The sequence below is a fragment of the uncultured Allobosea sp. genome (assembly GCF_945957345.1).
In the GTDB taxonomy this organism is placed as follows: domain Bacteria; phylum Pseudomonadota; class Alphaproteobacteria; order Rhizobiales; family Beijerinckiaceae; genus Allobosea.
The window spans coordinates 54,349-80,125 of record NZ_CAMFKW010000022.1 but is presented as its reverse complement, the minus strand read 5'-3'; the positions used below and the strand labels follow the sequence as shown (position 1 = coordinate 80,125).

Here is a 25,777-nt window from a genome sequence, read left to right as displayed (position 1 = left end):
ATACGCTGGACGAGATCGACTACTTCAAGAATGCCGGCATCCTGCATTACGTGCTCCGCGGCCTCGCCGCGTAAGCTTCGGCGCAGCAAGCAAGACGGGTCATGGCCGGCGCAAGCCGGCCATGATGCATTAAGTATTCCGCGTGGTTGTCCTCGCGCCCGCCGCAGTGTAAGGGGGCGGTTCAGTCATCTTTCGGTGGCGACTAGGGGCAGGCGCAGGGACGCGATCCCGCGCTCGGATGTCGTCCGCCATCACCGACAACAGACGGGAGCACCCGCAGCATGTCCGCTACGTTCGAGACGGTCGCCGGCATCATTTCCGAAACCTGCGACATTCCGCGGGAGAAGATCACGCCGCAGAGCCACGCGATCGAAGATCTCGGCATCGATTCCCTGGCCTTCCTCGACATCGCCTTCGCGATCGACAAGGCCTTCGGCATCAAGCTGCCGCTCGAGCAGTGGACGCAGGAAGTCAACGAAGGCAAGGCCCCGGCCGAGCAGTATTTCGTGCTCGAGAACCTCTGCAAGCGCATCGACGATCTCGTCGCCGCCAAGAAGGCCTGAATCAGCGAGGCGTGATCGCCCGCCGCTGCCGCTGGACTTGAGCCGGCGCGCGGCTCCCGATACAGCATAGGGGCCGTTGTGCGGATCGTCCGATCCGTGCCGCGGCCTTGCGCCGTTCTGGCGCCCACAGAGTCAAGGATCGCATGCGTCTCGAATATTTCGACATGATCGACAGGGTCGTGACCTTCGATCCGTCGCAGAAGCGCATCGTGACGCGCTCTACCGTCCCCGCCGAGAGCCCGGTCTTCGAGGGTCACTTCCCCGGACATCCGCTGGTGCCCGGCGTGCTCTTGACCGAGACCATGGCGCAGGCCTCGGGCTATCTCCTGCTAGGCCTCAACGGGCTCTCGCAGATGCCGTTCCTGATGACGGTCGACAAGGCACGCTTCCGCACCTTCGTCGAGCCTCGCACCGAGCTGGAAGCCAGCGCCGAAGTGGTGATCGAGGGCTCCGGCTACGCCGCGACCAAGGTGAAGCTGTCGAGCGGAGGCAAGCCGATCTGCGATGCCGAACTGCGCTTCCGCCTGATGCCTTTCCCCGCCGATATGCGCGCGCTGATGCAAGGCCGCATCGAAGCCATCGGCCTGAAGCCGGAGCCTGCCCCATGAACCGCCGCGACGTGGTCATCACCGGCATCGGTATCGCGTCGAGCCTCGGCGAAGGCCTCGAGACCCATGCCGCCGCGCTTGCTGCGGGCGGCCCGCCGGTCGTCGACACCGAAAGCTTCAAGCCCTATCCGCTCCACCCGCTCGCGGCGCTGGAGCTGGACAAGCAGATCCCGAAGAAATCCGACCAGCGCCAGATGGAACCCTGGCAGCGGCTCGGCGTCTATGCGGCCGGCCTCGCCCTCGATTCCGCCGGGCTGAAGGAGGATGCCGAGGCGAAGAGCGCTTTGCAGGTCATCGTCGCCGCTGGCGGCGGCGAGCGCGACCATGCCGTCGATGCCGCCATCCTCGAAGGCCTGCGCGGCGCCAACGAGCCCGGCGCCTTCCTCAACGAGCGCCTGATGGGCGATCTCCGGCCGACGCTCTTCCTCGCCCAGCTTTCCAACCTCCTCGCCGGCAATATCGCCATCGTCCACGGCGTCACCGGCCCGTCCCGCACCTTCATGGGCGAGGAACAGGCCGGCGTCGACGCGATCCGCACGGCGCACGCCCGCATCGCCTCGGGCCAGTCCGACCTGATGCTGGTCGGCGGCGCTTACAATGCCGAGCGGCGCGACATGCTGCTGCTCTTCGAGCTCGGCGGCTATCTGCATCGCGACGATTTCAGGCCGGTCTTCGAGCGCGAAAGCGCGCCCGGCCTGATCACCGGCAGCGCCGGCGCCTTCCTCGTGCTGGAATCGGCCGAGCGCGCCGCCGCCCGCGGCGCCAAGGCCCATGCGAAGCTTAAGCACGCCGGCGCCGCCCGCAGCCGCCGCGAGGCCGGCACGGTCCAGTCGGCACTGACGACGCTGCTCGGCGGCTTCGGCCCGATCGCTGGCGATGCCCTCGCCATCTCTGCCGCGACCGGTTGCTCCGGTGTCACGGCTGAGGAAGCCGCGGCCATCGCTGCCACCGCGCCCACCGCCAAGCGCACCGCGACCGGCGATCTCGTCGGCCATGGTGTCGAGGCCGCCTTCCCGGTTTCCGTCGCGCTCGCCGCAATCGCGCTGTCGGCCGGGCAGGCCAGGGAAGCGATCGTCACCGGCGCCGGCCACTGGCGTGGCGAAGGCGCCGCGCATCTCGTTCAAGCGTGAGGGTTGAAGCCATGACCACGCATCGCGACGCCAAGGGTCGTCCGCTCGTCGCCGTCACCGGGCTGGGCGTCGTCACCTCGCTCGGCCAGGGCAAAGAGACCAACTGGCAGGCCCTGACGGCCGGGAAATCCGGCATCCACCGCATCGATCGCTTCCCGACCGAAGGGCTGAAGACCAGCATCGGCGGCACCGTCGATTTCCTGTTCGACGGCTCGTTCACCGCCCCGCAGCTCTCCGAGAAGCTCGCGACGCTCGCAGCCGAAGAGGCCGTCGGCCAGAGCGGCATCGGCACGGCCGGCGATTTCCCGGGCGAGCTCTTCATGGCGGTGCCCCCCGTCGAGATGGAATGGCCGCAGAAGCAGGAGCTTGCCCAGTCGATCGACGGCGCGGTCGACTATGACAGCCTGCTGCGCGCCGCCGCGACCCACAAGTACTCGAAGATGCACGAGCTCTTCGTCTTCGGCGGCGTCGCCGACCATATCGCCGACCGTTTCGGCACCAAGGGTTCGCCGATCTCTCTCTCGACCGCCTGCTCCTCCGGCGCGACCGCGATCCAGATGGGCGTCGAGGCGATCAGAAGGGGCGATACGCAGGCAGCCCTGTGCATCGGCACCGACGGCTCGATCCATGCAGAGGCGCTGATCCGCTTCTCGCTGCTCTCGGCTCTCTCGACCCAGAACGACTCGCCGGAAAGCGCCGCGAAACCCTTCTCGAAGAACCGCGACGGTTTCGTCATGGGCGAGGGCGCCGGTGCCCTGGTGCTGGAGGATTACGACCACGCGTTGGCGCGTGGCGCCACGATCCTCGGTATCGTCGCCGGCTGCGGCGAGCGCGGCGACGGCTTCCACCGCACCCGCTCGAGCCCGGACGGCAAGCCCGCCATTCTCGCCATGCAGGATGCGCTCGCCGATGCCGGGCTGACGCCCGACGATGTCGACTACATCAACGCCCACGGCACCTCGACGCCCGAGAACGACAAGATGGAGGCGATGAGCTGCGCCGCCGTCTTCGGCGAGCGGATGCCGAGCCTGCCGATCTCCTCGAACAAGTCGATGATCGGCCATACGCTGACCGCGGCCGGCGCGGTCGAGGCGGTGATCTCCTTCCTGACCATCGCCAACGGCACGATCCCGCCGACGATCAACTACGTGAATCCCGATCCCGCGATCGCGCTCGACGTGGTGCCGAACGAAGCCCGCAAGGCCAAGGTGAAGACGATCATCTCCAACTCCTTCGGTTTCGGCGGTCAGAACACCTGCCTCGTGCTGACGGCGCCTCCGGAGGCCGCATGACCAAGATCCTCGTCACCGGCGGCGCCAAGGGTGTTGGCGCCGCGATCGTGCGCGCGCTCGCCGCCGCCGGCCATGATGTCGATTTCACCTATCGCTCCTCCGCCGACCAGGCGAGGGCGCTGGCGGAGGAGATCGCGGCAAGCCATCCCGGCCGCGCCATCACCGCGCTCCCGCTCGATCTCTCCGACAAGGAGGCTCTCGACGCCTTCTGCGAGGCGCGCGAGGGCGAAACCTATTTCGGCCTCGTCCACAATGCCGGTCAGCCCTATGATTCGCTCGCCGCGATGATGGTGCAGGACAAGGCGGAAGCGGCGATGCAGGTCAATTTCTGGGCCTTCACCCGCCTCGCCAAGAGCCTGATGCGCACCATGATCCGCGCCCGCGCTGGCCGTATCGTCGCGATCGGCTCGGTCGCGGCACTCCGCGGCAACCCTGGCAACGCCGCCTATGCGGCCTCCAAGGGCGCGCTGATCTCCTATGCCAAGACGCTGGCCATCGAGACCGGCAAGCGCGGCGTCACCGTCAACGTGATCGCGCCGGGCTTCGTCGATACCGACATGATGGCACCCTACGCCGCCTATCGCGACAAGATGCAGGGGCAGATCCCGGCCGGCCGCTTCGCCAGGCCGGAAGAGGTTGCAGGCCTCGCCGCCTTCCTGATGAGTGAGCCCGCCGCCTATATCAGCGGCACCGTGCTGCCGATCGACGGCGGCCTGACGGCCCAGCTCGGCGTCCACCGCTGAGTTCGACCAGGGCCGCCGTTCATGCTATGGTTCGCCTCGAACCGGAGTGAACCGACATGACGGCAGCCTTCACCATCCGCCTCGACGACGAGATGCTGGCCAAGCTCGACGCGCTGGCCGCCGACACCGACCGCTCGCGCAACTGGATCGCGGCGAAGGCTATCCAGGACTATGTCGAACTCAACGCTTGGCAGATCGCCAAGATCAAGGAAGGCATCGCCCAGGCCGATCGTGGTGAGTTTGCGACCGAAGAGGAGCTGGATGCCATCGAAGCGGAGCTGCAAGCGCGGATTGATGCCGCTCGATGAAGCTGATTTGGACGCCTCGCGCGAAAGACGATTTACGCGAGATTGGCCATCATGTCGCTGATTTCAATCCGGCTGCGGCGCTTGCCCTGGCCCGAAAGCTCCGGCTTTCCGCCAAGGTGCTGGGCGATTATCCCGCCATAGGCAGGCCGGGTCGCGTCGAGGAAACGCGCGAACTCGTGGTCTCCGGCACGAACTACATCCTGCCCTATCGCGTCCGCGAGGGCCGCGTCGAAATTCTCGCTGTTTTCCATACCTCCCGGCGATGGCCGGACACGCTCTGAAAGACCGATCCCCTCATGCGTTCCCTTCAGCTTCATGGCGATCGTGACCTCCGTCTCGAGGAGATCGAGCCGCCGCCGCTGCCCGCTCCGGGCGAGGTGCAAATCCGCATCAAGGCGGTGGGCTTAAATTATCTCGACCTCTGGGGTTTCCGCGGCATGGCCTTCGCCAAGCGCAAGATGCCGCAGGCGGCCGGCGTCGAGGCGGCCGGCGAGATCGTCTGCGTCGGCGAGGGCGTGACCGGCTTCGCGCCGGGCGACACCGTGACCGCCTATGGCGCCGACACCTGCGGCCAGTGCAAGGCCTGCCGCGAGGGGCGTGACAATCTCTGCGAGAACGTCGCCGGCATCATGGGCTTCCATATCGACGGCTTCGCCCGCGAATTGCTCAACCGCCCGGCCCGCCTCACCATCAAGGCGCCGAAGGGCGTCTCCTTCGAGGATGCAGCCTGCGCGCCGATCGGCTTCGGCACGGTCCAGCACATGCTCTTCGACAACGCGAAGCTGGAACCCGGCGAATCCGTGCTCGTCCATGCCGGCGGCTCCGGCATCGGCACGGCTGCGATCCTGATGGCCAAGGCAATCGGCTGCACGGTCTATACGACCGTCGGCGACGACGAGAAGGGCGCCAACGCCAAGGCGCTCGGTGCCGATCACGTCATCAACTATCGCGAGGACCGCTTCGAGGGCGTCGTCCGCAAACTGACCGGCCGCAAGGGCGTCGATGTCGTCTTCGAGCATGTCGGCGCCGACACCTGGAACGGCTCGCTGCTCTGCCTGAAGCGTGGCGGCCGGCTCGTCACCTGCGGCGCCACCTCCGGCCCCTCGGCGACGATCAACCTGATGCAGCTCTTCCAGCAGCAATACCGCATCACCGGCTCCTTCGGCTGCCGCATCGAGAATATCGCGCAGTCGCTGGAGAAGATGGCCGGCGGGATGAAGCCCGTGATCGACTCGGTCTTCCCGCTCGCCGAATTCGAGAAGGGCCTCGCCCGGATCGAGGGCCGCAAGGTCTTCGGCAAGGTCGTCATCGCCTTCTGAGCAGGGGCGGCCTGCCCCACCCGGGCTTGACGCAAGCGGCTTCCTGCCCCAGATCGCCTTTTTAAGGCCCTGTCTTGCTCTCGGCACGGGCGATTGAGGCAGGACCGACCTTGAGACGATTGAAGGCTATCGCCGCGCGCGCCGGCGCCGCGGTGATGATCGGTGTGATCCGCACCCTGTTCGCGTTCCTGCGCCTGCTCGGCCCCGAGCGCGCCAGCGATCTCGGCGGCGGGCTCCTGCGCACCGTGAGCCCGCTGATTCCGGTCAACCGCGTCGCGCTCGCCAATATCCGTGCCGCCTTCCCCGAGAAGGACGAGGCAGAGGTAAAGCTCATCGCGCGCGGCGCCTGGGAGAATCTCGGTCGCGTCGCCGGCGAGTACGCCAATCTCAAGGCGCTCTTCGACTACGATTATCACAACCCCGACAAGCCCTCGCGCGTCGAGGTCAAGGGCATCGAGCATTTCATCGCGCTCAAGGATGACGAGAAGCCCGGCCTGATCTTCTCGACCCATCTCGCCAACTGGGAACTGCCGGCGATCTGCGCGCAGGCCTATGACCTCGAAACCACGGCGGTCTTTCGCGCTCCCAACGATCCGGCGATCGCAGCCGTTGTCCACGAGATCCGTTCCGGCGCGATGGGCGGGCTTGCCGCTGCCAAGCAGGGTGCGGCCTTCGCCATGCAGGGCGTTTTGGAGAATGGCGGCCACCTGGGCATGCTGATCGATCAGCATTTCACCCGGGGCGTGGTCGTGCCCTTCTTCGGCCGCCCGGCCCTGACCAACCCGATCATGGGCAAATTCGCCAAGCGCTTCGAATGCCCGGTCCATGGCGTGCGCGTCATCCGCCTGCCGAACCACCGCTTCCGGCTGGAGCTGACCCCGCCGCTCGACCTGCCGCGCGACGCGAATGGCGAGATCGACGTCCAGGGCGCGATGGCGATGATGACGGCCGTCGTCGAAGGCTGGGTGCGTGAATATCCCGAGCAATGGCTCTGGATGCATCGCCGCTGGCGGCCCAAGATGATCTCGGCCGCGGCGCAGGCCGAATTCGATCACGCCCGCGCGACCGTGCCGGTTTTCAAGGCAACGTGATTTCCCTCGCAAGGGCATTGCGGGCTTTGGTAACCTCCGGAAAAGAAGTCGTCCGCAGAGTCCTGATCATGTCCCCGCGCCCGCGCCTCCTCGCAGCGACCGTTGCAGTCCTTGCCCTCGGCACAGCGGCAGCGCAAGCGCAGACCCCGGCGAAGCCGCCCAAGGCGGTGATCGAGCTCTTCACCAGCCAAGGCTGCTCATCCTGTCCGCCGGCCGACGCGCTTGTGGTCGAGCTCGCCAAGGACCCTTCGCTGATCGCGCTGACGCTGCCCGTGACCTATTGGGACTATCTCGGCTGGAAGGACACGCTCGGCAAGGATTCCTTCGCCAAGCGCCAGAAGTCCTACGCCAAGGCCCGAGGCGACGGGCAGGTCTACACACCGCAGGTCGTCATTAACGGCGCCTCCCATGCGATCGGTTCCGAACGGGCCGAAATCGAGAAAGCGGTGAACCAGGTTGCGGCGACCGGATTCACCGCCCGGATCGCCTTGAAGGAAGAGAACGGCTCCCTGCAGATCAACGTCGCTCCGGCAAACGGCGAAAGCGAAACTACGGCCGGCATCTGGGTGCTGCCGACCACACGTCAGGCTGCCGTGCCGGTCACGCGTGGCGAGAACCAGGGGCGCACGCTGTCTTATGCTAATGTCGTGCGCGGCATGGTCCGCGTCGGCGACTGGACCGGCAAGGAGACGAGCATCAACGCGCCGCTTTCGGCCACGCAGGCGCCGGAGGCTGACGGCTATGTCGTCGTGGTCCAGGCCGAGTGGCTCGGCAAACACGGCCTGATGATGCCCGGCGCGATTCTCGGCGCTGCCAGAGGGCTGCCGAAGCACTGAGCTTCCCCGCGCTGCGGCCTACAGCAGGATCACCTTGTTCGAGAGCTCGTCGACATCGCCGGGCACGGGTGGCACATGCCGCCCCAGCACCGTGCCTACCGAACCGACCGCGGCGATCAGGCCTTCGGTCAGGCGATCCTCCCGCGCAGCGGCGAGTAGCGGCTCGATGATGCCGCGCCAGGTATCCTTCTCGACCAGCCCGTCGATCCCGGTATCGGCGAGGATCTCCGCGTAGCGCTCCTGCAGCGCGATATAGAGCAGCACGCCGGTGCGCCCTTTCGTTCGGGTCAGCCCGCGCGCCGTGAATTCGCGCAAGGCCACGTCATGCGCGCGCCGGCGCTTGACGAAACCGGGCACGAAGCGCCCGCCACGGCCATACCAGAGCAAGGCCGCCAACAGACCGGCGGCGAAGAGAAGCTGGATCAGGAAGATGCGCTGCGCGCTGATCGTCGTCAGCGACAGAAGTGGCCAGGGCGCGAACAGCGCGAGCGTCAATGCCAGCATTACCGGGATATTGCGATAGCTCGACGCCGCACGGTCGATCACCACGACGATCTCGCCAGCGGTCTGCAGCTCGGCCCGGCGCACGGCCTCCGCGATCGCGTCCCTGTCGGCTGCGTCCATCACCAGTCTCCCGAAGCCCCGCCGCCGCCGGATGAGCCGCCGCCGCCAGAAAATCCACCGCCGCCCGAGCTCCAGCCGCCTCCGCCGCCGCTCCAGCCGGAACTGGAACCCGAACCAGTGCTCCAGCCGGAGCTCTGCGGCAGCGTCACCCATTGGCCATTGCGCAGGCGATGCCGGCGAACGCCGCCCTGCTGGCTCAGGCCTCGCAGGAAGGCGACGATGAACAGGAAGATGAAGATCATCGCGATGATCACCGCGATATCCTCGCCCAGGGTGCTCTCGTCGGAGCGCACCTCGGCCTTGCGCTGCCATTCCTCTGCATCCCCCGCGAGGATGGTCAGGATGGCGTCGACACCGGCCTCGATCCCTCCGGCGAAATCGCCGGTCTTGAACTTGGGCGCGATCGCCGTGGTGATGATGACCTTGGAAAGCGCATCGGTCAGCGCGCCTTCCAGGCCGTAACCAACCTCGATGCGGACCTTGCGCTCCTTCGGCGCGACGATCAGCAGCGCGCCGTTATTCTTCGCCTTCTCCCCCAGCTTCCAGTGTCGGAAGAGCCCGTTGGCGAAATCCTCGATCGTCACATCCTGCAGCGAAGGCACGCTCGCGACGACGACCTGGTCGGAGGTCTTGTCCTCATGCGCCTTGAGCTTGTCTGCGATCCGCTGCCGGACATCCGGCGCAAGCAGATTGGCGCCGTCGACCACCCGGCCGGTGAGCGCGGGATAGGTCGGCTCGGCGGCTAGTACCGGGAGCGCGCAGAGGAGGAAAAGCAGGAGCGCGGAAACGCGACGCAGAACCCCTCTCCTGTAAGGAGAGGGGTAGGGGTGAGGTGTAGGCCACTGGACCAATGAGGCGTCATGCCGCCGGCGGCGCCAAGTGTTCGGCCACGGCGTTTCCCGCCCTGCCCTCACCCCTGCTCCTCTCCCACTCGGGAGAGGAGTTCCCCGCGTCTCTTTCGGCAAGGACGTCACACTGCTTACTCGCAAATCGCCTCAGAACTTCACCGCCGGCGGCCGCTCGGCCCCAGCGGTCGCTGCAAAGGTCTCCATCGGCTTGGCACCCCAGAACAGCTTCGCCCAGATCACGCCCGGGAAGGTGCGGATTTCGGTGTTGAAGGCCTGCACGGCCTGGATGTAGTCGCGTCGCGCCACCGCGACGCGGTTCTCGGTACCTTCGAGCTGCGACTGCAGAGCGAGGAAGTTCTGGTTGGACTTCAGCTCCGGGTAGCGCTCGACGGTGACGAGCAGCCGCCCCAGCGCGCCGGTGAGCTGGTTCTGCGCGTCCTGGTATTCCTTGAACTTCGCGGGGTCGTTGATGGTCGAGGCGTCGACCTTGACCTGGCTCGCCTTGGCGCGGGCCTCGACCACGGCGGTCAGCACCTCGCGCTCCTGCGCCGCATAGCCCTTCACCGTCTCGACGAGATTCGGGATCAGATCGGCGCGGCGCTGATACTGGTTCTGCACCTCGGACCAGGCGGCTTTCGCTTTTTCTTCCAGCGTCGGCACGTTGTTGTAGCCGCAGCCCGCAAGCACCACGCCGAGCATGCCGAGGACCAACCAGGCAAGCGGTCGGCGCAGAAGGGTCAAAAACGACATGCCGAAAACCCCTTTTGGCAACGTCAGGACAATCGATTCGGACCTTACCCGCCAGCGCCCGACCATCCAAGCTGTCAGACCGCGGCGAATGGCCTATCCTGCATGTCCTCACCGGAGCTTCGCCATGCGCCTGTCCCTCCTGTTCTCCCTGCCTCCAGCCCTGCTCGCCACCCAGATCGCCATCGCCCAACCACAGGCGCCCGCTCCCGAGGCCGCGACCGGGCGGACCGTCAAGACGCTGGGAACGGCCCAGCGCTTCATGGCCGCCGCGGCCAATCCGCTGGCCGCGACGGCAGGCCGCGACATTTTGCGGGCCGGCGGCAGCGCCACGGACGCCGCAATCGCGATCCAGCTCGTCCTCAATCTCGTCGAGCCGCAGAGTTCCGGCATCGGCGGCGGCGCCTTCTTCGTCCATTGGGACGAGGCCGGCCGCAAGGTGACGACGCTGGACGGCCGCGAGACCGCGCCCGCCGCCGCCAAGCCCGATCGCTTCATGAAGGACGGCAAGCCGATGCCGTTCAAGGAGGCCGTGGTCGGCGGCCGCTCGGTCGGCTTGCCCGGCACGCTGAAACTGCTGGAAGAGGCGCATCGCCGCTGGGGCAAGCTGCCCTGGGCGGATGTCGTGGCGCCCGCGCTGAAACTGGCGGAGGAGGGGTTCGCGATCTCGCCGCGCCTGAACGGCCTGCTCGCCGGTGAAAAGGATCTGCCGAAGAACGCGCTCGCCGCCGCCTATTTCTACGAAGCGGACGGCAAGCCCAAGGCGGTCGGCACCATCCTGAAGAACCCGGCCTTCGCCGCGACGCTGCGCGCCGTGACAGCGCAAGGTTCGGAAGCCTTCTACAAGGGGCCAGTCGCCGAGGACATCGTGGCGACCGTCACCGGCCATCCGACCAATCCCGGGGACATCACGCTTGCCGATCTCGCCGCCTACAAGGTCGAGGCGCGCGAGGCGGTCTGTGGCGCTTATCGCATCTGGCGCCTCTGCGGCATGGGGCCGCCGAGTTCGGGCGCCGTCGCGCTCCAGCAGATGCTCGGCATGCTCGAAGGCCAGGACCTGCGCCGCATGGGGCCGGGCGCCGAGGCCGCGCACTGGTTCAGCGAGGCCGGCCGGCTCGCCTTCGCCGATCGCGCGCTTTATCTCGCCGATCCCGCCTTCATCAGTGTGCCCGTGCGTGGCTTGATCGACCGCGATTATATCCGCTCGCGCGCCGGGCTTATTAGCCCCGAACGCTCGATGGGCCGCGCCAAGCCCGGCGATCCCCCGAACAAGCGCGCGCAATTGCTCGCCCCCTCGGACGGCATCGAGAACGGCACCAGCCATATCTCCGTCGTCGATGCGGATGGCAATGCCGTCGCTATGACCACGACGATCGAGGACGGATTCGGCTCGCGCCTGATGACCAGGAGCGGCTTCCTGCTCAACAACGAACTGACCGATTTCAACTTCGCACCTGAAGAGGACGGGAAACCCGTCGCCAACCGCGTCGAGCCCGGCAAGCGCCCGCGCTCCTCGATGGCGCCGACGCTCGTCTTCGATGCCTTCGGCCGGCTCTATGCCGTCGTCGGCTCGCCCGGCGGCAGCCAGATTATCGGCTATGTCGGCAAGACACTGGTCGCCCTGCTCGACTGGAAGATGGACCCGCAACAGGCCGTCGATTTCGGCAATTTCGGCAGCCGCAACGGCCCGACGGAGCTGGAGAAAGGCACGGAGGCCGAAGCCTGGAAGGCCGCTCTCGAAGCCAAGGGCCACGAGGTCCGTTTGCTGGAGATGACCTCGGGCACGCAGGCCATCGTCAAGACGCCGGAAGGCTTTCTGGGGGGTGCCGACGGCCGGCGAGAGGGCGTGGCGATCGGGGACTGATACCCTGTCATGACGCTGTCATCTTGGGGGCGCGTGGCTCCGCGCGCCCAACAGGATGTACCGCCATGCGCACTATCGCTCTTGCTTTTCTAACCCTGCTCGCTTTCGCACCCATTACGGCGCGGGCCGAAGACGCAAAGCCCTTCGCCACCGCCAAGACGGTCGACCTCCTTGCCATCCTCAAGCCGCCCCCGGCGAATGAATCGGCCCAGACCAAGGCTGAGCTCGGCGAGGTCCTGACCCTCCAGGTCACCCGCTCGCCCGAGATGGAAGCCTCAGCCAAGGCCGACGCGGTCGAGGATGTCTGGCGTTTCGCCGATGTCATGGGCCCGGCCTTCAAGACCGAAGCCCTGCCGGTGTTCTCGGCCTTTTTCGATCGCGTCGTCGCCACCGAAGGCGCCGTCGTCGATCCCGCCAAGGATTCGTGGAAGCGCCCGCGCCCGCACCACCTCAGCCCGCTGGTCAAGCCGGTGGTGAAGATCTCGAATTCCGGCGCCTACCCCTCCGGCCACACCACGGTCGGCACGCTGATGGGCATCATCCTGTCGAACATGGTGCCGGAAAAGCGCGTGGCGATCATGGACCGCGCCTGGTTCTACGGTGAAAACCGCATCATCGGCGGCATCCATTACCGCTCGGACATCGAGGCCGGCCGCATCGCCGGCTCGGTCATCGCCGCGCGCATCATGGAGCAGCCGGACTTCCAGGCCGAGTTCACCGCGGCCAAGGCCGAGCTGCGCAAGGTGCTCGGCCTCTGACGATCAGCGCGACGCAGGATCGGCGGCGGGTCTCTCGCCGCCGGCTCCGCGCCCGGCGATCAACCAGTAGACGAAGCCCGTCGCCGCACCGACCAGGAAGAGACCGGAGATGATCTGGATCTCGGCCGTGCTCGGTGCCCGCGACAGCCGAAGCATGGCGAGCGGCAGCAGCGCGGCCAACAGGCCGGTGAAACCGCTCTGAAGCAAACCGCTGCGCAGACGGAACAGATCCGAAGCGACCGCGACCAACACGACCGGCGCGACGATGATGGCCATGCCGAGCTTGCCGATCAGGGCAAAAGCCGCTTGCGCGGCCGGCCCGAGATCGACGCCGCTCTCGGCGAGCCCGAACAGGATGTCGATCAACCGCTCGATACCACCGCCGATCAGCATCGCGACCGCTGGCGAAGCAACACTCGCCAGGGCCAGGAAGAACAGCCCCGCACCCATTGCGACGAGGCAGGCGAACGGGATCAGCAGCAGCCAGCGCAGCAAGGCTTATTCCGCCGCCACGGCGGGAGCATCGGCCTGCGCCTCTTCCAGCATCAGCCGGGCACGGGCGGAGAGCTTCTCCGTCTCGCTCTTGAGCTGGCCGCAGGCGGCGAGGATGTCGCGCCCGCGCGGCGTGCGCACCGGCGAGGCATAGCCGGCGCGGAAGACGATCTCGGAGAAGCGCTCGATCCGATCCCAGTCCGAGCACTCGTATTTCGTGCCGGGCCAGGGATTGAACGGAATCAGGTTGATCTTGGCCGGGATACCCTTGAGCAGACGCACGAGCTCGCGCGCCTCGGCATCGGAATCGTTCACGCCCTTGAGCATGACGTATTCAAACGTGATCCGCTTTGCGTTCGACAGGCCCGGATAGTTCCGGCAGGCGTCGAGCAGATCCTTGATCGGGTATTTCTTGTTGAGCGGCACCAGCTCGTTGCGCAGCTCGTCGCGCACCGCATGCAGCGAGATCGCAAGCATCGTGCCCATCTCCTCGCCGAGCGGGCCTATCTGCGGCACCACACCCGAGGTCGAGACGGTGATGCGCCGGCGTCCGAGCGACAGGCCCTGGTCGTCGGTGATAACGCCGATCGCGTCGCGCACGCCGTCGAAATTGTAGAGCGGCTCGCCCATGCCCATGAAGACGATGTTCGAGACGAAGCGCCCGCCGTCATTCGGCACGAAGGCGCCTTCCGGCGGCTGGCGATTCGGGAAATCGCCGAGCCGGTCGCGCGCCACCATGACCTGGGCGACGATCTCCTCGGTCTTGAGGTTGCGCACCAGGCGCTGCGTGCCGGTATGGCAGAAGGTGCAGGTCAGCGTGCAGCCGACCTGGCTGGAGACGCAGAGCGTGCCGCGGTCGACCTCGGGGATATAGACGCATTCGATCTCGGCGCCGCGATCATGCGGGCCGGTCGAGGGCATGCGCATCAGCCATTTGCGGGTGCCGTCGGTCGAGACCTGCTCGGCCGTCACCGCCGGCAGGTCAAGCGAGAAATGTTCGGCGAGCTGCCCGCGCAGCCCCTTGCCGATCGTCGTCATCGCGTCGAAGTCGCGCACGCCGTAATGGTAGATCCAGTTCCAGAGCTGGCCGACGCGCATGCGCCGCTCCTTCTCGGGCACGCCGATCTCGGCCAGCGCCTCGGTCAAACCGGCGCGGGTGCGCCCGACCAGCGAGGGGCGTCGCAAAACGGGTTCGGCCGCCGGAGCGGCGGTAGCGGGAACGGATGCGGTCATCGGAGCTCTGTCGTCGCCCATCGGGGAAGGCGCGGGATTTCGCCGCTCCCTAGCACAAATCGCCGAAAATCGGAAATTGCGCGATTCGAAGGCGATATCCGACTAGGACGCATGCCCCTCGAATTGCGGGAGATCATCGGTGATCTCGTACCAAGGCGCTTTCGAGCCGACGAAGATGTGATGGGTCGGGCGGATGCCCGGCGCGTCCTCCAGCGTCCCCATCGCGACATGGACATAAGCCCCGTCGCGAACCACCGAGAACAACAGCGAGCCGCAGCGTCCACAATGCGCATCGTGCGTATCGGGCTCGCCGACGATCAGCAGGGCATCCGCGCCCGCGGTGACCGCGAGCTTCGCGCGCTCGATCCCGGCGAAGGGCTTGAAGGCCGATCCCGTCGTACGGCGGCACTGCGAGCAATGGCAATTGGCAGCGTAGCGGAAGGCATCCGCGACCTCGAAACGCGACTGCCCGCAATAGCAGCGGCCTTTCAGCCGCCGTTCCGATGCGGGCGCGTCCGAAGCCATCGCCCGAGACGCCTTACTTGCAGGCGTCCTCGGCCCGCTTCACGATCTGGCTGATGCCGGCGAGCGAGTACTTGTCGCTGGTCGGGTTGCCGCGCTTGGAGGTGCCCTTGACCTCGAGCCCGGAGCCGCGGCGCAGCGCGTCGAGCATGCGCGGCTCCTCGGCCGGGTTCTTGAGCCACATGTTCTGGCCCTTGGCGACCAGCGCGAAGCGCTCGTTGCCGATGATCGCCTGATGCTCGACCCCTTCCTTGAGGTCGAAATTCATCACGAAGCTGATCTCGTTGCGCACGCCCTCGCCCGGCCGGCTGGAGACGAAGAGCAGGCCTTCGACATCCTTGAGATTGGCCGGGATGCGGGTCTCGGCCTTGGACAGCGCGTAGCAGACCTTGGAGCGGCCCTGCTGCGAGGAGAAGGCCTGCCATTTGCCGGCGCTCTCCAGCAGCATGGCCTGGCCCTGTCCGGGGCTTGCAGCGGCGGCAGTTGCCGCGGCGGGCTTCGGCTTGGCGGGAGCCGCCTCGGCCGGCAGCATGGTCACGCCGAAAACGCCGGCAACGAGGCCGAGCGCAACGGCGAAGCGGGAAAGAGCGGCGTCGCGGGTGGGGAGGAACGAGCTGATCATGGACCGCCATCAGTCACTAAAAATCTTAACACCGCGTTTACCACCTGTTGATCAGGCGCGCTCACGCGGGATGGCGGCATAGAGTGTCACGATCCTGGCGAAAATGCGAATGATGGCAGGGCGGTTCCGTGCCCTCTCCGGGCATGCCAGAATCGGAATCGCTGACGACGAAGGCGGATCGATAATGAAGGCCCTGCTCTGCGACCATCACGGCCCTGCCAAGGAACTGGCGATTCGCGATCTGCCCGATCCGGAACCCGGCCCCGGCGAGGTTGCCGTTGCGGTGAAAGCCGCCGCCCTCAATTTCTTCGACACGCTGATCATCCAGGGCCGCTACCAGACCAAGCCGGCCTTCCCTTTCTCGCCCTCGGCCGAATGCGCCGGCACCATCGCCGCCATCGGCGAGGGCGTGACCGGCTGGCAGATCGGCGAGCGCGTCGCAGCCTGGCTGGGTTATGGCGCCGCCCGCGAGAAGGTCACCGTTTCCGTCGATCAGATCATCCGTATCCCCGACCGACTTGACGATGCGCAGGCGGCCGGCCTCTTCGTGACCTATGGCACCGCCATGCACGGGCTGATCCAGCGCGCGGGATTGAAAGCCGGCGAACGGCTGGCCATTCTTGGAGCCTCCGGCGGGGCAGGACTTGCCGCCGTCGAGATCGGCGCTCTGCTCGGCGCCCATGTCATCGCCTGCGCCTCCTCGGCCGACAAGCTGTCGCTCGCCCGCGAGCATGGCGCGCAAGAGGAGATCGACTATGCCCGCGACGATATCCGCGCCGAACTGAAGAAGCTGACCGAAGGCCGCGGCGTCGACGTGCTCTACGACACCGTCGGCGGCGAACTGGCCGAGCCGGCCCTGCGTTCGATGGCCTGGGAAGGGCGCTATCTCGTTGTTGGATTCGCCGGCGGCGATATCCCGAAGATTCCGCTCAACCTGCTCCTACTCAAGGGCTGCGACCTGCGCGGCGTGTTCTGGGGCGATTTCGTGAAGCGCGACCCGGCCGGCCATCGCCGCAACATGGAGCGCCTGCTGGACTGGGCGGCGGGTGGCCATATCCGCGCCCATGTCCATGCCACGATCCCGCTCGAACGCTGGACCGAGGCCTATGCGCTGATCGCCGACCGCAAGGCCAAGGGCAAGATCGTGCTGACGCTCTGACGGAGTTTCAGAACTCCGCCATCGCCTTCTTCGCCCGCTCGCGATGCTCGATCGTGATCGAGCCGGCGACGGCCGCGATGGCAGCCGCGATCACCGCGGCATCGTCGGTGAAGCCGATCAGCGGCATGATGTCGGGGATGGCATCCACCGGCAGCACGAAATAGCCGAGCGCGGCGAGCAGCGTCAGCCGCACGCGCCGCGGTGTCGCCGGATCGCGGGCGCAGAACCACGCCGCCAGCAGATCCTCCGCAAACGGAATCCGCTTCGCGACGCGCTTGAGCCGGGCCATGAAATCGGCACCGAACTTCGCCTCGTCGCGCAGGCTCTTGCGGATCGCCTCCATCTCCTCGCGGCTGAAGCTTGCGCTGAACCCCTCGCTCATCCCTGTCTCACTCCTTGGCATCCGGTGATGCCGATGATCGCGCAGCCGTCATTGGCGCGCCATGTCGAAAGATGGCCCCGGCGCAATCCTGCACAAGAGGCGGTTCCGAAAACCCGCTTGGAACGGCACGAAACGCCCTCTAAACCGGCTGTCAGAACAAGATTGACGGGAAACGCGCCATGAAACTCGATTCCTCCCTCGCTGCCATCGTCACCGGCGGCGCCTCCGGCCTCGGCGAGGCGACCGCGCGCATGCTGGCAGGCCAGGGCGTCAAGGTCGCGCTGCTCGACCTCAATGCCGAGCGCGGCGAGGCGATCGCCAGGGAGATCGGCGGCGTCTTCGCCCTCTGCGACGTCACCAGCGAGGCCTCGGTCGACGAGGCCCTGGTCAAGGCCCGCGCCGCCCATGGCATCGCCCGCATCATCGTCAACTGCGCCGGCATCGCGCCCGGCCGCCGCGTCGTCTCGAAGAAGCGCGACACCGGCGAGCTCGTCGCCCATGACCTCGCCACTTTCGAGAAGGCGGTCGCGATCAACCTGAACGGCACCTTCCGCGTCATTGCCAAATCGGCTGTCGCGCTCGCCGGGCTCGATCCGGTCACGGAGGATGGCAGCCGCGGCGTCATCATCTGCACGGCTTCGGTCGCGGCCGAGGACGGCCAGATCGGCCAAGCGGCCTACGCCGCCTCGAAGGCCGGCGTCGTCGGCATGACCCTGCCGATCGCGCGCGACCTCGCCGGTGTCGGCATTCGGATCGTCACGATCATGCCTGGCCTGTTCGAGACCCCGATGTTCGCGGGTCTGCCTGACGACGCCAAGGCCTCGCTCGCCGTCTCGGTGCCGCATCCGTCGCGCCTCGGCCGTCCCGCCGAATATGCCGCGCTCGCCCGCAGCATCATCGAGAACGACATGCTGAACGGCACGGCGATCCGTCTGGACGGCGCCATCCGCCTCGCGCCGAAATAGGCTTCAGACGATGCGATAGACCTCGCCGGCGCTGCGGTCCCGGTAGAGGTCCACGCGCTCGCCGTTCCAGTGATAGTCGAGATGCCGTCCCTGCACGGGATGGCTCGCGCCATCGGGATAGAACAGCCCGGCGCATTCGCCGCCGGGGCAGCGCACGCTGGGATAGGCGATGCCGGCCGAACCCAGCGCCCGCAGGCCGATGCCGAGCGCCTGACTCGCGGCATAGTCCACGGGATCAAGTACCGGAGCAGCTTCGGGCCCAAGCGGCCGGATATCATGAAGGTCTGCGCTAATCTCCAGCACGATTTCGCGAAATTGCGAGGTCCAGCCCGGCGGCTGGGCCGTCGCCAGCATGAAACGGGCGTGGTGGTGGATCGTCTCCAGCAGCGCCACCTCAAAGCGGTCCCCGACATAGAGCACGCCAAAACTGCCGTCGCTGAAGCGGCTCGGCCGATCCGGGCTGACATGGGTGAAGGGCGCCATCAGCCAGCTTGCGCCCGGCCCGGAGACGCGGCGCCCCGCCGGCACAAGATCGAGATTGCCGATCGTCTCCATCAGGCGGGGATTGGTCTTCTGCTCGGCCGCGATCAGCAGCGGCCAGTCGGCGGGGTCGGCGATATCCTCGAACAGGTCGATCGGCGGAAAGATACTGCGGATGATCCGGACCGCCCCGCGCCACTCAACCTCCGCGACCGGCAGGCTTGCCGGATCGATCACCAGGCGCCCCGCTCGGCATCAAGCAGGCGGCGCACCCGCATCAGATCGGTCAGTTCGCCGCAGAGCATCACGTCCAGCGCCGATTTACCGCCGAAATCGCTGTTCGGCCGCTTGATCCAGTCATAGCCGCGCTGCGCCTCGGCGAAGACCAGGCGCAACGCCTTGTGGATACCCATCAGGTTCGAAAGCCGCGCCTTGCCGTCGCGCGAGATACGGCCGATCTCGCCGGCTTTCCAGCGGCGATAGCTCCTGACCGGCAGGTCGATCAGCACCGCCGCTTCCTCGTCGGTGATCCGCCAGAGCCGGAACAGGTTGACGGCGGCGCGGAACATCGCGGCGGCCTCGTCATCCGTGATCGGGTCGGGGACGAAATCGCGCTGGGCCGTCTCGATGCGCAGCAGGGCCGTCATGGCATTTCTCTCCATTTGGCATAAAATGGAGAGAATCTTGCCAAATGGCAAGCGGCTGCGATTTTCAGCCTATTCCTCGGTCTTCGCCGGCTTGATCTCGTGCTTCAGGATCAAGGGCGTCTGTGCCAGCGCGAAGGCCATGGTCAGCGGCATCACGCCCCAGACCTTGAAGGCGACCCAGAAATCCTGGGTCTGCGTGCGCCAGACCACCTCATTGATGGCCGCCAGCACGAAGAAGAACAGGCCCCAGCGGAAGGTGAGCTTGCGCCAACCCTCTTCGTCCAGCTGCAGCACCGTCTCCAGCACCAGCGAGAGCAGCGATCTCCCGAAGAACAGCCCGCCTAGCAGCACGCAGCCGAACAGCGCGTTCACGATGGTCGGCTTGACCTTGATGAAGAAGGCATCGTCCAGCGCGAGCGTCAGCCCGCCGAAGACGGTGACGACGATCGCGTTCACGATCGCCATGCGCGGGAGATAGCCGAGCAAAGCCCGCGACAGAGCCAGCGCGATCAACGATGCCGCGATGAAGATGCCAGTGGCGACGAAAATCCGTCGGTCCTCGGCGACATGGAACAGCCGGTCGCCATAGGAATTCGCGAAAAAGAAGATCGCGAGCGGCCCGAATTCCAGCGCAAGCTTGAGCAGCGGGTTGACCGCCTTGCCCTTGGTCGCCGCCTCGGCCGGTTGCTGCACCGTCTCGCTCACGCCGCCTCTCCCAATCCCGCCACCGCCCGCGCGAAATCGCGCGCCGAGAACGGCTCCAGGTCATCGACGCTCTCGCCGACGCCAATGAAATGCACGGGCAGACCGAACTGCGCCGCCAGCGCGACGAGAATGCCGCCGCGCGCCGTGCCGTCGAGCTTGGTCATGACGAGCCCGGTCACGCCCGCCGTCTCGCGGAAGGCCTCGACCTGCGAAATCGCGTTCTGACCGACGGTGGCGTCGAGCACGAGCAGAGCCGCATGCGGCGCGCTCGGGTCCTGCTTGCGAATGACGCGCACGACCTTGGCGAGCTCGTCCATCAGCCCCTGCTTGTTCTGCAACCGGCCGGCGGTGTCGATCAGCAGCACATCGGTATTGCTCGCCTTGGCCTTCTGCAGCGCCTCGAAGGCGAGGCCCGCCGCATCGGCACCCTGCTGGCCATAGACGACCTCGGCCCCGGTGCGCTCGCCCCAGACCCGCAATTGCTCGATCGCCGCAGCGCGGAAGGTATCGCCGGCCGCGAGCATCACGGATTTGCCCTCGGCGCGGAACTTCGCCGCGAGCTTGCCGATCGTCGTGGTCTTGCCGGAGCCATTGACCCCGACCATCAGCAGCACGAACGGCTTTTTCGTGGCGTCGATCGCCAGCGGCTGGGCCACAGGCACGAGGATCGTCTCGACCTCGCGCGCCAGGATCGCCTTCACCTCGGCCGGATCGATCTGCTTGTCATAGCGGCCGTCGCCGACCGCCTTGGCGATCTTGGCAGAGGTCGCGAGGCCCAGATCGGCCTGGATCAGGATGTCTTCGAGGTCTTCCAGCGTGCCGGCATCGAGCTTGCGCTTGGTGAAGAGGTCGGTGATCCCCGTGGTCAGCGCCGAGGAGGTCCGCGACAACCCCTCGGTCAGCCGCCGCCACCAGCTCCGCTTCGGCTGCGGTGCGGGAACCGGAACAGGCTCGGGAGCAACGACCGGCTCGGGTTGCTGAACGACAGCAACTTCGGGTTCCGGCTCCGGCTCGGCCGGAGGCGCAACCTCCTCAACCGGAACGCTTAGCGGGGCAAACTCGGAAACCGGCGCTTCGATAGCGGGCGCTTCCGCCTCGGCGACCGCCGCAGGAGCAACCTCTTCGACGTCCGGCTTCGATTCCTCAATCGGCTCGACGGCCTGTTCGGTCGCCGCCTCCGGGGCGGGTGCCGGCTTGGCCGGTTCCTCGTCGCGTCCGAACAGCCTCGAAAAGAAGCTGCGTTTCTTCGGTTCGGTCTCGCTCATCGCCATCCTGTCTTCGGTTCGGCGGCTATCTTTGGTTGCGCCGCCGGGCCGGCTTCGCTAGCGCAATGCCATGGCAGCGCCGGACCGACCAGAAAATTCGCAGCCGCAAAGGCAGGACGATGCCGAATTGCCGGTGCCGCTGCTCTATCGCGACGCCATGATGCTCGTCATCGACAAGCCCGCCGGCCTGCCCTCGCATCGCGGTCCGCAGGCCAAGCGCCGGATCATCCCGGTCCTGACCGATTATCTCGATGCGCTGCGCTTCGGCCTGCCGCGCAAGCCGGAAGCCGCGCACCGGCTCGACAAGGACACCTCCGGCTGCCTCGTGCTCGGCCGCCATCCCCGTGCCATGGCCGAGCTCAACCAGATGTTTCGCGACGGACGCATCGACAAGACCTACTGGGCGATCGTGCAGGGTAATCCTGCGCAGGACGAGGGCCTGATCGACCTTCCGTTGGCCAGGCGCTCGCCCGAGCGCGGCTGGTGGATGAAGGTCGATCCAGCCGGCCTGCCGTCCCAGACCCGCTATCGCGTGCTCGGCCGCGGCAAGAGCGAGCATGGCCCGCTCGCCTGGATGTCGCTGGAGCCCCTGACCGGGCGAACCCACCAATTGCGTGTTCATTGCCAGGCTTCGGGCTGGCCGATGCTCGGCGACGAGATCTATGGCGACGCCCCGCGGGAAGGCGGCCCCGGCCTCCAACTCCATGCAAGGGCGATCACGATTCCCCTCTACAAGAAGCGTGATCCGATCAAGGTCGAAGCGCCACCGCCTCCGCATATGCTGGCAGCGCTCAAGGCCTGCGGCTGGAAAGCTGAGGGCTGAGCCGCTTCAGCTCGCGAGCGCGTCGATCGCCTTGGCCAGCTTGACGTCGAGCTCGGTCAACCCGCCCGCATCATGGGTCGCCAGCGTGATATCGACGGTGCGATAGACATTCGACCATTCCGGGTGATGGTTCATCGCCTCGGCCAAAAGCGCGACGCGTGTCATCCAGCCGAAGGCCTCGCTGAAATCGCGGAAGACGAAGCGCTTGGCGATGGCCTCGCGGCCCTGTACCAGCTTCCAGCCGGTCAGGGTCGCCAGCGCTTCGGCATGCGCTTCCGGCGAGAGCCGCTTCGGTCGCGTCATCGGCGTATCTCCCGCGACAGGCGATTCGGATAGGAGGGCCCAAGCGGATAGGCCGCCTCCAGGACATAGGGCCCGCCGCCGATCGAATCGCGCGAGGACATCAGCGCGACCCGGCGCGCTGTGAAGGTAAACGGCCGGACGATCGGATGCAGGCTGAGGAAGTGTGCGAGTTCGACGGGGGTCGTATCGCGCAGCCGCGCCAACGTGACGTGAGGCACGAATTTGCGCGCCTCAGCCGGCAGGCCGAGCCGGCGCATCTGCCGTTCGAGATCGCCCTGCAGATCGGTCAGAGCCTTGCTGGACTGCGCCCGCGCGAACACGGCGCGAGGCTTGTCGCCGCCGAAACTGCCGAGCGCATCGAGCGTGACCTCGAACGGATAGGCGGTGAGATCGGAGAGCATGTAGTCGATGTCGTTCGCCATGCGGCGGTCGACATCGCCCAGGAAGCGCAGGGTGATGTGGTAGTCGGCGGGCTCGATCCAGCGCGCACCCGACAATCCGCCGCGATGCAATGTCAGCCCGGTCGCGACCTCGGCGGGAATTTCCAGAGCGATGAACAGCCTCGGCATGAGCGAATCCCTGCCAAGTGAATGTGACTCTGGCGAGACGGTAAGCGCACAGCCGGCTCAAGGGAACCGTTTTTGCACTGTCGCAACCGACCAACCCAGGCATGTCATTCCGGACAAGCCGCGGAGCGACGTCGATCCGGAATCCATGCCGGAGCGCTTCCGATCGGGGTCAGGAATGGATCCCGGGCCGACCTAAGGTCGCCCGGGATGACTGCATTTGGGCTTGAGACGAGCCTTTACGGGCAGGGGTTGCCGACGAGCTGATGGATCGCGTCGATTCCCGCCTCAACCTCCGGCGATAGCTTCACGTCGATCGAGGCGATATCGGTCTTGAGCTGTTCCATAGAGGTCGCGCCGATGATGTTGGCGGTGACGAAGGAGCGGCTGTTCACGAAAGCCAGGGCCATCTGCGCCGGATCGAGCCCTGATTCGCGGGCAAGCGCGACATAGCGCTTGATCGCCGCCTCGGCGCCTTCAGTCTGGTAGCGCTGTCCACGATCGAACAAGGTCGTGCGCGCGCCAGCCGGGCGGGCGCCGTCGAGATATTTGCCGGTGAGATAGCCCTGCGCCAGCGGCGAATAGGCGAGCAGGCCGACATCCTCCTGAACAGCAACCTCGGCCAATGCCGTCTCGAAAGTGCGGTTGAGCAGGCTGTAGGCGTTCTGGATCGACTGGACCCGCGGCGTGCCGCGCACCTCCGAATCGGTCACGAAGCGCATCGTGCCCCAGGCGCTCTCGTTGGAAAGGCCGAGATGGCGGACCTTGCCGGCCTTGATCACCTCGGCAAAGGCATCGAGCTGCTCGGCGATCGGGGTCTCGTCGGGCGCCGAGGCATAGGCGTCCTTGACGAAACGCGTCGGGTTCGAGCCCCAGGGCATCGGCCGCTCGGGGAAATGCAGCTGATAGAGGTCGATATAGTCCGTCTGCAGCCGCTGCAGGCTCTTGTCGACTGCCTCGAAGATCTGCTTGCGCGTCACCCGCGTCGGGTTCTTGTCGTCGCGGAACCAGGTGTTGCCACCGCGGCCGCAGACCTTGGACGCCAGGATGATCTTGTCGCGGTTCTTTCGCGCCTTGAACCAGCTGCCGATGATCCGCTCGGTCGAGCCTTGCGTCTCGGGCTTCGGCGGAATCGAATAGAGCTCGGCCGTGTCGAAGAAATTGATGCCCTGCTCGATGGCGTAGTCCATCTGGGCGTGGCCTTCGGCCTCCGTGTTCTGCTCTCCCCAGGTCATGGTTCCCAGGCAGATCACCGAGACCTTGAGATCGGTGCGTCCGAGGCAGCGGTATTCCATGGCGAAGCAACTCCGGAAGCAGGGGCCGGCAGGCGGCAATGCAAGAATCGGGGATACGTTACGCGGAGAACCCGCGGGCGGATCAGGACTTGAGAATCAGGACCTGGGCTGCAAAGTGGCGATGAAGCGCTCGACCGTCGGCAGGATGGTCCGGACGACGACTTTGACGCCCTCGGCCGTGGGATGAAGCCCATCCGCCTGGTTCAAGGCGCGGTCGCCCGCGATGCCTTCCAGGAAGAACGGGTAAAGCACCAGCCCGTGCTCCTTCGCAAGCTCGGGATAGATCGCATCAAAGCGCTTCGCATAATCTTCGCCGAGGTTGCGCGGCGCATACATGCCGGCGAGCAGCACCGGGATCTTCCGCTCGGTCAGTCGGGCGATGATCGCTTCGAGGTTTTTCCGGGTCAGGGCCGGGTCGACGCCGCGCAAGGCATCGTTCGCGCCGAGTTCGAGGATGACGCCGTCGGTCCCGTCCGGCACCGACCAGTCGAGCCGCTCGAGCCCGCCCTGCGTCGTATCGCCTGAGACGCCCGCGTTCACGATTTCGACAGCGAGGCCCTTCTGGCGCAAGGCCTGCTCCAGAACGGTCGGGAAGGCGGCACTGCCCGACAGATTGTAGCCCGCCGACAGCGAATCACCGAGGGCGACGAGCTTCAGCGAGCGTCCTGCATCCGGATTGGCGGGAGGAGTCTGGGCGCCGGCCATGTCGGGAGATCCGATGAAAAGCAGCAGGAACGCGACGAAAAATGTCGCAACCGATTGGACAAGCGGGACTCTGCGCCCATATGGCCGCAGACCGCGCCGCGCCGTGGTTCGGCCCCGCTCGGGCCGCGATAAGGTGCGAACGGTGCTGGCGATGGAAGCGTAAGTCGGGATCATGGCGTGATGAGCGAGAAGGCCGCTTCGGCAATCGAGTTGCAGGATGTCCACCTGAGTTTGGGGCGTGGCGCCGCCCGCGTCCATATCCTCAAGGGCGTCTCGGTGTCGCTGGCGGATGGCGAGGCAACCGGCCTCGTCGGCCCCTCCGGCTCCGGCAAGTCGACGCTGCTGATGACCATGGCCGGACTGGAACGCCCTGATTCCGGCCTGGTCAAGGTCGCCGGCCAGGATCTCGGCGCCCTGGACGAGGACGGGCTCGCGGTCTTCCGCGGCCGGCATATCGGCATCGTCTTCCAGTCCTTCCATCTCGTCCCGACCATGACGGCGCGCGAGAACGTCGCCCTGCCGCTGGAACTCGCCGGCCATCTCGACGCCTTCACCCGCGCCGAGGCGGAACTGCGCAATGTGGGCTTGAGTCACCGCATGGATCATTACCCGGCCCAGTTGTCCGGCGGCGAGCAGCAGCGCGTCGCCATCGCACGCGCGGTCGCCCCGGACCCAGCGATCCTCGTCGCCGACGAGCCCACCGGCAATCTCGACGAATCGACCGGGCGCGCGATCGTCGATCTGATCTTCGCGCTGAAGCGCGAACGCGGGGCGACGCTGGTGCTCGTCACCCATGATCTCTCGCTCGCCGCTCTCTGCGAGCGCACGGTCCGGCTGCGCTCCGGCGTGATCGAGGCCGAGCCCGAGACGGCGGTCGCCTGA

The 25,777-nt window shown here is 66.6% G+C and carries 32 protein-coding genes; 16 read left to right on the top strand and 16 right to left on the bottom strand.

What is annotated here, in order from left to right; all coding sequences use genetic code 11:
* Positions 1-281: 281 nt before the first annotated feature.
* The 10 genes from Q0Q36_RS12915 (at position 282) to Q0Q36_RS12870 (ending at position 7,890) form a co-directional block, all read left to right on the top strand.
* Positions 282-563 carry an acyl carrier protein gene (locus Q0Q36_RS12915; protein ID WP_047580420.1) on the top strand — a complete coding sequence of 94 codons (282 nt, stop codon included), beginning with the start codon at positions 282-284 and terminating at the stop codon, positions 561-563.
* 143 nt (positions 564-706) lie between these two features.
* Positions 707-1,171 (top strand): 3-hydroxyacyl-ACP dehydratase FabZ family protein, encoded by a 465-nt coding sequence (locus Q0Q36_RS12910; RefSeq protein WP_293798569.1) that lies wholly within the window; start codon positions 707-709, stop codon positions 1,169-1,171.
* Positions 1,168-2,301: a beta-ketoacyl-ACP synthase gene (locus tag Q0Q36_RS12905; RefSeq protein WP_293798568.1), complete on the top strand. Its 1,134-nt coding sequence runs from the start codon at positions 1,168-1,170 to the stop codon at positions 2,299-2,301. The genes Q0Q36_RS12910 and Q0Q36_RS12905 overlap by 4 nt, the downstream gene beginning before the upstream one ends.
* Positions 2,302-2,312: 11 nt before the next feature.
* Positions 2,313-3,593 carry a beta-ketoacyl-ACP synthase gene (locus Q0Q36_RS12900; protein WP_293798567.1) on the top strand — a complete coding sequence of 427 codons (1,281 nt, stop codon included), beginning with the start codon at positions 2,313-2,315 and terminating at the stop codon, positions 3,591-3,593.
* Positions 3,590-4,336 (top strand): SDR family oxidoreductase, encoded by a 747-nt coding sequence (locus Q0Q36_RS12895; protein WP_293798566.1) that lies wholly within the window; start codon positions 3,590-3,592, stop codon positions 4,334-4,336. Before Q0Q36_RS12900 ends, Q0Q36_RS12895 begins: the two co-directional genes overlap by 4 nt.
* 56 nt (positions 4,337-4,392) lie before the next feature.
* On the top strand, positions 4,393-4,644 hold the full coding sequence (locus tag Q0Q36_RS12890) for a CopG family ribbon-helix-helix protein (protein ID WP_047572887.1): 252 nt from the start codon (positions 4,393-4,395) through the stop codon (positions 4,642-4,644).
* The gene (locus Q0Q36_RS12885; RefSeq protein WP_293798565.1) at positions 4,641-4,925 is read left to right on the top strand and encodes a type II toxin-antitoxin system RelE/ParE family toxin; all 285 of its coding nucleotides are present in this window, start codon (positions 4,641-4,643) and stop codon (positions 4,923-4,925) included. The genes Q0Q36_RS12890 and Q0Q36_RS12885 overlap by 4 nt, the downstream gene beginning before the upstream one ends.
* Before the next feature lie 15 nt (positions 4,926-4,940).
* Positions 4,941-5,963 (top strand): zinc-binding dehydrogenase, encoded by a 1,023-nt coding sequence (locus Q0Q36_RS12880; RefSeq protein WP_293798564.1) that lies wholly within the window; start codon positions 4,941-4,943, stop codon positions 5,961-5,963.
* 110 nt (positions 5,964-6,073) lie between these two features.
* Positions 6,074-7,054: a lipid A biosynthesis lauroyl acyltransferase gene (locus Q0Q36_RS12875; protein ID WP_293798563.1), complete on the top strand. Its 981-nt coding sequence runs from the start codon at positions 6,074-6,076 to the stop codon at positions 7,052-7,054.
* Positions 7,055-7,122: 68 nt separating this feature from the next.
* Positions 7,123-7,890 carry a thioredoxin family protein gene (locus tag Q0Q36_RS12870; RefSeq protein WP_293798562.1) on the top strand — a complete coding sequence of 256 codons (768 nt, stop codon included), beginning with the start codon at positions 7,123-7,125 and terminating at the stop codon, positions 7,888-7,890.
* A gap of 18 nt (positions 7,891-7,908) precedes the next feature.
* Here the strand turns inward: Q0Q36_RS12870 and Q0Q36_RS12865 are convergent, their stop codons facing one another.
* The 3 genes from Q0Q36_RS12865 to Q0Q36_RS12855 form a co-directional block, all read right to left on the bottom strand.
* The gene (locus Q0Q36_RS12865; RefSeq protein ID WP_293798561.1) at positions 7,909-8,514 is read right to left on the bottom strand and encodes a TPM domain-containing protein; all 606 of its coding nucleotides are present in this window, start codon (positions 8,512-8,514) and stop codon (positions 7,909-7,911) included.
* Positions 8,514-9,311, bottom strand: a complete 798-nt coding sequence (locus Q0Q36_RS12860) for a TPM domain-containing protein (RefSeq protein ID WP_293798576.1) — start codon at positions 9,309-9,311, stop codon at positions 8,514-8,516. The genes Q0Q36_RS12865 and Q0Q36_RS12860 overlap by 1 nt, the downstream gene beginning before the upstream one ends.
* A 198-nt stretch (positions 9,312-9,509) precedes the next feature.
* Entirely contained in the window at positions 9,510-10,061 is a 552-nt protein-coding gene (locus Q0Q36_RS12855; RefSeq protein ID WP_293798575.1) for a LemA family protein, read from the bottom strand.
* Positions 10,062-10,236: 175 nt separating this feature from the next.
* On the opposite strand from Q0Q36_RS12855, the gene ggt reads away from it, so the two are divergent.
* Together ggt and Q0Q36_RS12845 are read left to right on the top strand one after the other, a co-directional pair.
* On the top strand, positions 10,237-11,973 hold the full coding sequence (ggt, locus tag Q0Q36_RS12850) for a gamma-glutamyltransferase (RefSeq protein ID WP_293798560.1): 1,737 nt from the start codon (positions 10,237-10,239) through the stop codon (positions 11,971-11,973).
* 65 nt (positions 11,974-12,038) lie between these two features.
* Positions 12,039-12,731 carry a phosphatase PAP2 family protein gene (locus Q0Q36_RS12845; protein ID WP_293798559.1) on the top strand — a complete coding sequence of 231 codons (693 nt, stop codon included), beginning with the start codon at positions 12,039-12,041 and terminating at the stop codon, positions 12,729-12,731.
* Positions 12,732-12,734: 3 nt separating this feature from the next.
* Here the strand turns inward: Q0Q36_RS12845 and Q0Q36_RS12840 are convergent, their stop codons facing one another.
* From Q0Q36_RS12840 to Q0Q36_RS12825, 4 genes are all read right to left on the bottom strand, one after another.
* Positions 12,735-13,226, bottom strand: coding sequence for a hypothetical protein (locus tag Q0Q36_RS12840; protein WP_293798558.1), 492 nt, complete (start codon positions 13,224-13,226; stop codon positions 12,735-12,737).
* A 3-nt stretch (positions 13,227-13,229) separates the two neighbouring features.
* Positions 13,230-14,456 (bottom strand): 23S rRNA (adenine(2503)-C(2))-methyltransferase RlmN, encoded by a 1,227-nt coding sequence (gene rlmN, locus Q0Q36_RS12835; RefSeq protein ID WP_293798557.1) that lies wholly within the window; start codon positions 14,454-14,456, stop codon positions 13,230-13,232.
* Between the two features lie 102 nt (positions 14,457-14,558).
* Complete coding sequence (locus Q0Q36_RS12830) at positions 14,559-14,981, bottom strand: GFA family protein (RefSeq protein WP_293798556.1); 423 nt, start codon at positions 14,979-14,981, stop codon at positions 14,559-14,561.
* A 13-nt stretch (positions 14,982-14,994) separates the two neighbouring features.
* Complete coding sequence (locus Q0Q36_RS12825; RefSeq protein WP_293798555.1) at positions 14,995-15,600, bottom strand: hypothetical protein; 606 nt, start codon at positions 15,598-15,600, stop codon at positions 14,995-14,997.
* 184 nt (positions 15,601-15,784) lie between these two features.
* Between Q0Q36_RS12825 and Q0Q36_RS12820 the strand changes: the two genes are divergently transcribed.
* Complete coding sequence (locus tag Q0Q36_RS12820) at positions 15,785-16,759, top strand: NADPH:quinone oxidoreductase family protein (protein WP_293798554.1); 975 nt, start codon at positions 15,785-15,787, stop codon at positions 16,757-16,759.
* Between the two features lie 7 nt (positions 16,760-16,766).
* Here the strand turns inward: Q0Q36_RS12820 and Q0Q36_RS12815 are convergent, their stop codons facing one another.
* Positions 16,767-17,102 (bottom strand): YkvA family protein, encoded by a 336-nt coding sequence (locus Q0Q36_RS12815; protein ID WP_293798574.1) that lies wholly within the window; start codon positions 17,100-17,102, stop codon positions 16,767-16,769.
* 218 nt (positions 17,103-17,320) lie between these two features.
* Here Q0Q36_RS12815 and Q0Q36_RS12810 point away from each other — a divergent pair, with 218 nt between their 5' ends.
* A complete protein-coding gene (locus tag Q0Q36_RS12810; protein ID WP_293798553.1) occupies positions 17,321-18,106 on the top strand; it encodes an SDR family NAD(P)-dependent oxidoreductase in 786 nt (261 codons plus the stop codon).
* A gap of 3 nt (positions 18,107-18,109) precedes the next feature.
* Here the strand turns inward: Q0Q36_RS12810 and Q0Q36_RS12805 are convergent, their stop codons facing one another.
* The 4 genes from Q0Q36_RS12805 to ftsY all read right to left on the bottom strand — a co-directional run bounded on the left by Q0Q36_RS12805 (position 18,110) and on the right by ftsY (position 21,203).
* Entirely contained in the window at positions 18,110-18,823 is a 714-nt protein-coding gene (locus tag Q0Q36_RS12805; RefSeq protein ID WP_293798552.1) for an RES family NAD+ phosphorylase, read from the bottom strand.
* Complete coding sequence (locus tag Q0Q36_RS12800; protein ID WP_293798551.1) at positions 18,820-19,233, bottom strand: MbcA/ParS/Xre antitoxin family protein; 414 nt, start codon at positions 19,231-19,233, stop codon at positions 18,820-18,822. Before Q0Q36_RS12800 ends, Q0Q36_RS12805 begins: the two co-directional genes overlap by 4 nt.
* 69 nt (positions 19,234-19,302) lie before the next feature.
* Complete coding sequence (locus tag Q0Q36_RS12795) at positions 19,303-19,938, bottom strand: septation protein A (protein ID WP_293798550.1); 636 nt, start codon at positions 19,936-19,938, stop codon at positions 19,303-19,305.
* Entirely contained in the window at positions 19,935-21,203 is a 1,269-nt protein-coding gene (gene ftsY / locus Q0Q36_RS12790; RefSeq protein ID WP_293798549.1) for a signal recognition particle-docking protein FtsY, read from the bottom strand. Before ftsY ends, Q0Q36_RS12795 begins: the two co-directional genes overlap by 4 nt.
* Before the next feature lie 157 nt (positions 21,204-21,360).
* Between ftsY and Q0Q36_RS12785 the strand changes: the two genes are divergently transcribed.
* Positions 21,361-22,026 (top strand): RluA family pseudouridine synthase, encoded by a 666-nt coding sequence (locus tag Q0Q36_RS12785; protein ID WP_293798573.1) that lies wholly within the window; start codon positions 21,361-21,363, stop codon positions 22,024-22,026.
* Positions 22,027-22,032: 6 nt separating this feature from the next.
* Here the strand turns inward: Q0Q36_RS12785 and Q0Q36_RS12780 are convergent, their stop codons facing one another.
* The 4 genes from Q0Q36_RS12780 to Q0Q36_RS12765 form a co-directional block, all read right to left on the bottom strand.
* Entirely contained in the window at positions 22,033-22,329 is a 297-nt protein-coding gene (locus tag Q0Q36_RS12780; RefSeq protein ID WP_293798548.1) for a 4a-hydroxytetrahydrobiopterin dehydratase, read from the bottom strand.
* A complete protein-coding gene (thpR, locus tag Q0Q36_RS12775) occupies positions 22,326-22,898 on the bottom strand; it encodes an RNA 2',3'-cyclic phosphodiesterase (RefSeq protein WP_293798547.1) in 573 nt (190 codons plus the stop codon). Before thpR ends, Q0Q36_RS12780 begins: the two co-directional genes overlap by 4 nt.
* Before the next feature lie 236 nt (positions 22,899-23,134).
* Entirely contained in the window at positions 23,135-24,190 is a 1,056-nt protein-coding gene (locus Q0Q36_RS12770) for an aldo/keto reductase (protein ID WP_293798546.1), read from the bottom strand.
* Between the two features lie 96 nt (positions 24,191-24,286).
* Positions 24,287-24,895 (bottom strand): arylesterase, encoded by a 609-nt coding sequence (locus Q0Q36_RS12765; protein WP_293798545.1) that lies wholly within the window; start codon positions 24,893-24,895, stop codon positions 24,287-24,289.
* Between the two features lie 180 nt (positions 24,896-25,075).
* Between Q0Q36_RS12765 and Q0Q36_RS12760 the strand changes: the two genes are divergently transcribed.
* Positions 25,076-25,777 (top strand): ABC transporter ATP-binding protein, encoded by a 702-nt coding sequence (locus Q0Q36_RS12760; RefSeq protein ID WP_293798544.1) that lies wholly within the window; start codon positions 25,076-25,078, stop codon positions 25,775-25,777.

Bases quoted from the DNA above. Each gene is read 5' to 3' on its own strand.
- Q0Q36_RS12770 (WP_293798546.1), bottom strand. From the start codon at position 24,190: ATGGAATACCGCTGCCTCGGACGCACCGATCTCAAGGTCTCGGTGATC.
- Q0Q36_RS12865 (WP_293798561.1), bottom strand. From the start codon at position 8,514: ATGGACGCAGCCGACAGGGACGCGATCGCGGAGGCCGTGCGCCGGGCC.
- thpR (WP_293798547.1), bottom strand. From the start codon at position 22,898: ATGCCGAGGCTGTTCATCGCTCTGGAAATTCCCGCCGAGGTCGCGACC.
- Q0Q36_RS12880 (WP_293798564.1), top strand. From the start codon at position 4,941: ATGCGTTCCCTTCAGCTTCATGGCGATCGTGACCTCCGTCTCGAGGAG.
- Q0Q36_RS12760 (WP_293798544.1), top strand. From the start codon at position 25,076: ATGAGCGAGAAGGCCGCTTCGGCAATCGAGTTGCAGGATGTCCACCTG.
- Q0Q36_RS12815 (WP_293798574.1), bottom strand. From the start codon at position 17,102: ATGGAGGCGATCCGCAAGAGCCTGCGCGACGAGGCGAAGTTCGGTGCC.
- Q0Q36_RS12845 (WP_293798559.1), top strand. From the start codon at position 12,039: ATGCGCACTATCGCTCTTGCTTTTCTAACCCTGCTCGCTTTCGCACCC.
- Q0Q36_RS12830 (WP_293798556.1), bottom strand. From the start codon at position 14,981: ATGGCTTCGGACGCGCCCGCATCGGAACGGCGGCTGAAAGGCCGCTGC.
- Q0Q36_RS12820 (WP_293798554.1), top strand. From the start codon at position 15,785: ATGAAGGCCCTGCTCTGCGACCATCACGGCCCTGCCAAGGAACTGGCG.
- Q0Q36_RS12800 (WP_293798551.1), bottom strand. From the start codon at position 19,233: ATGACGGCCCTGCTGCGCATCGAGACGGCCCAGCGCGATTTCGTCCCC.
- Q0Q36_RS12890 (WP_047572887.1), top strand. From the start codon at position 4,393: ATGACGGCAGCCTTCACCATCCGCCTCGACGACGAGATGCTGGCCAAG.
- Q0Q36_RS12780 (WP_293798548.1), bottom strand. From the start codon at position 22,329: ATGACGCGACCGAAGCGGCTCTCGCCGGAAGCGCATGCCGAAGCGCTG.
- Q0Q36_RS12905 (WP_293798568.1), top strand. From the start codon at position 1,168: ATGAACCGCCGCGACGTGGTCATCACCGGCATCGGTATCGCGTCGAGC.
- ftsY (WP_293798549.1), bottom strand. From the start codon at position 21,203: ATGAGCGAGACCGAACCGAAGAAACGCAGCTTCTTTTCGAGGCTGTTC.
- Q0Q36_RS12895 (WP_293798566.1), top strand. From the start codon at position 3,590: ATGACCAAGATCCTCGTCACCGGCGGCGCCAAGGGTGTTGGCGCCGCG.
- Q0Q36_RS12900 (WP_293798567.1), top strand. From the start codon at position 2,313: ATGACCACGCATCGCGACGCCAAGGGTCGTCCGCTCGTCGCCGTCACC.
- Q0Q36_RS12785 (WP_293798573.1), top strand. From the start codon at position 21,361: ATGATGCTCGTCATCGACAAGCCCGCCGGCCTGCCCTCGCATCGCGGT.
- ggt (WP_293798560.1), top strand. From the start codon at position 10,237: ATGCGCCTGTCCCTCCTGTTCTCCCTGCCTCCAGCCCTGCTCGCCACC.
- Q0Q36_RS12910 (WP_293798569.1), top strand. From the start codon at position 707: ATGCGTCTCGAATATTTCGACATGATCGACAGGGTCGTGACCTTCGAT.
- Q0Q36_RS12810 (WP_293798553.1), top strand. From the start codon at position 17,321: ATGAAACTCGATTCCTCCCTCGCTGCCATCGTCACCGGCGGCGCCTCC.
- Q0Q36_RS12855 (WP_293798575.1), bottom strand. From the start codon at position 10,061: ATGCTCGGCGTGGTGCTTGCGGGCTGCGGCTACAACAACGTGCCGACG.
- Q0Q36_RS12765 (WP_293798545.1), bottom strand. From the start codon at position 24,895: ATGGCCGGCGCCCAGACTCCTCCCGCCAATCCGGATGCAGGACGCTCG.
- Q0Q36_RS12885 (WP_293798565.1), top strand. From the start codon at position 4,641: ATGAAGCTGATTTGGACGCCTCGCGCGAAAGACGATTTACGCGAGATT.
- Q0Q36_RS12870 (WP_293798562.1), top strand. From the start codon at position 7,123: ATGTCCCCGCGCCCGCGCCTCCTCGCAGCGACCGTTGCAGTCCTTGCC.
- rlmN (WP_293798557.1), bottom strand. From the start codon at position 14,456: ATGACCGCATCCGTTCCCGCTACCGCCGCTCCGGCGGCCGAACCCGTT.
- Q0Q36_RS12825 (WP_293798555.1), bottom strand. From the start codon at position 15,600: ATGATCAGCTCGTTCCTCCCCACCCGCGACGCCGCTCTTTCCCGCTTC.
- Q0Q36_RS12915 (WP_047580420.1), top strand. From the start codon at position 282: ATGTCCGCTACGTTCGAGACGGTCGCCGGCATCATTTCCGAAACCTGC.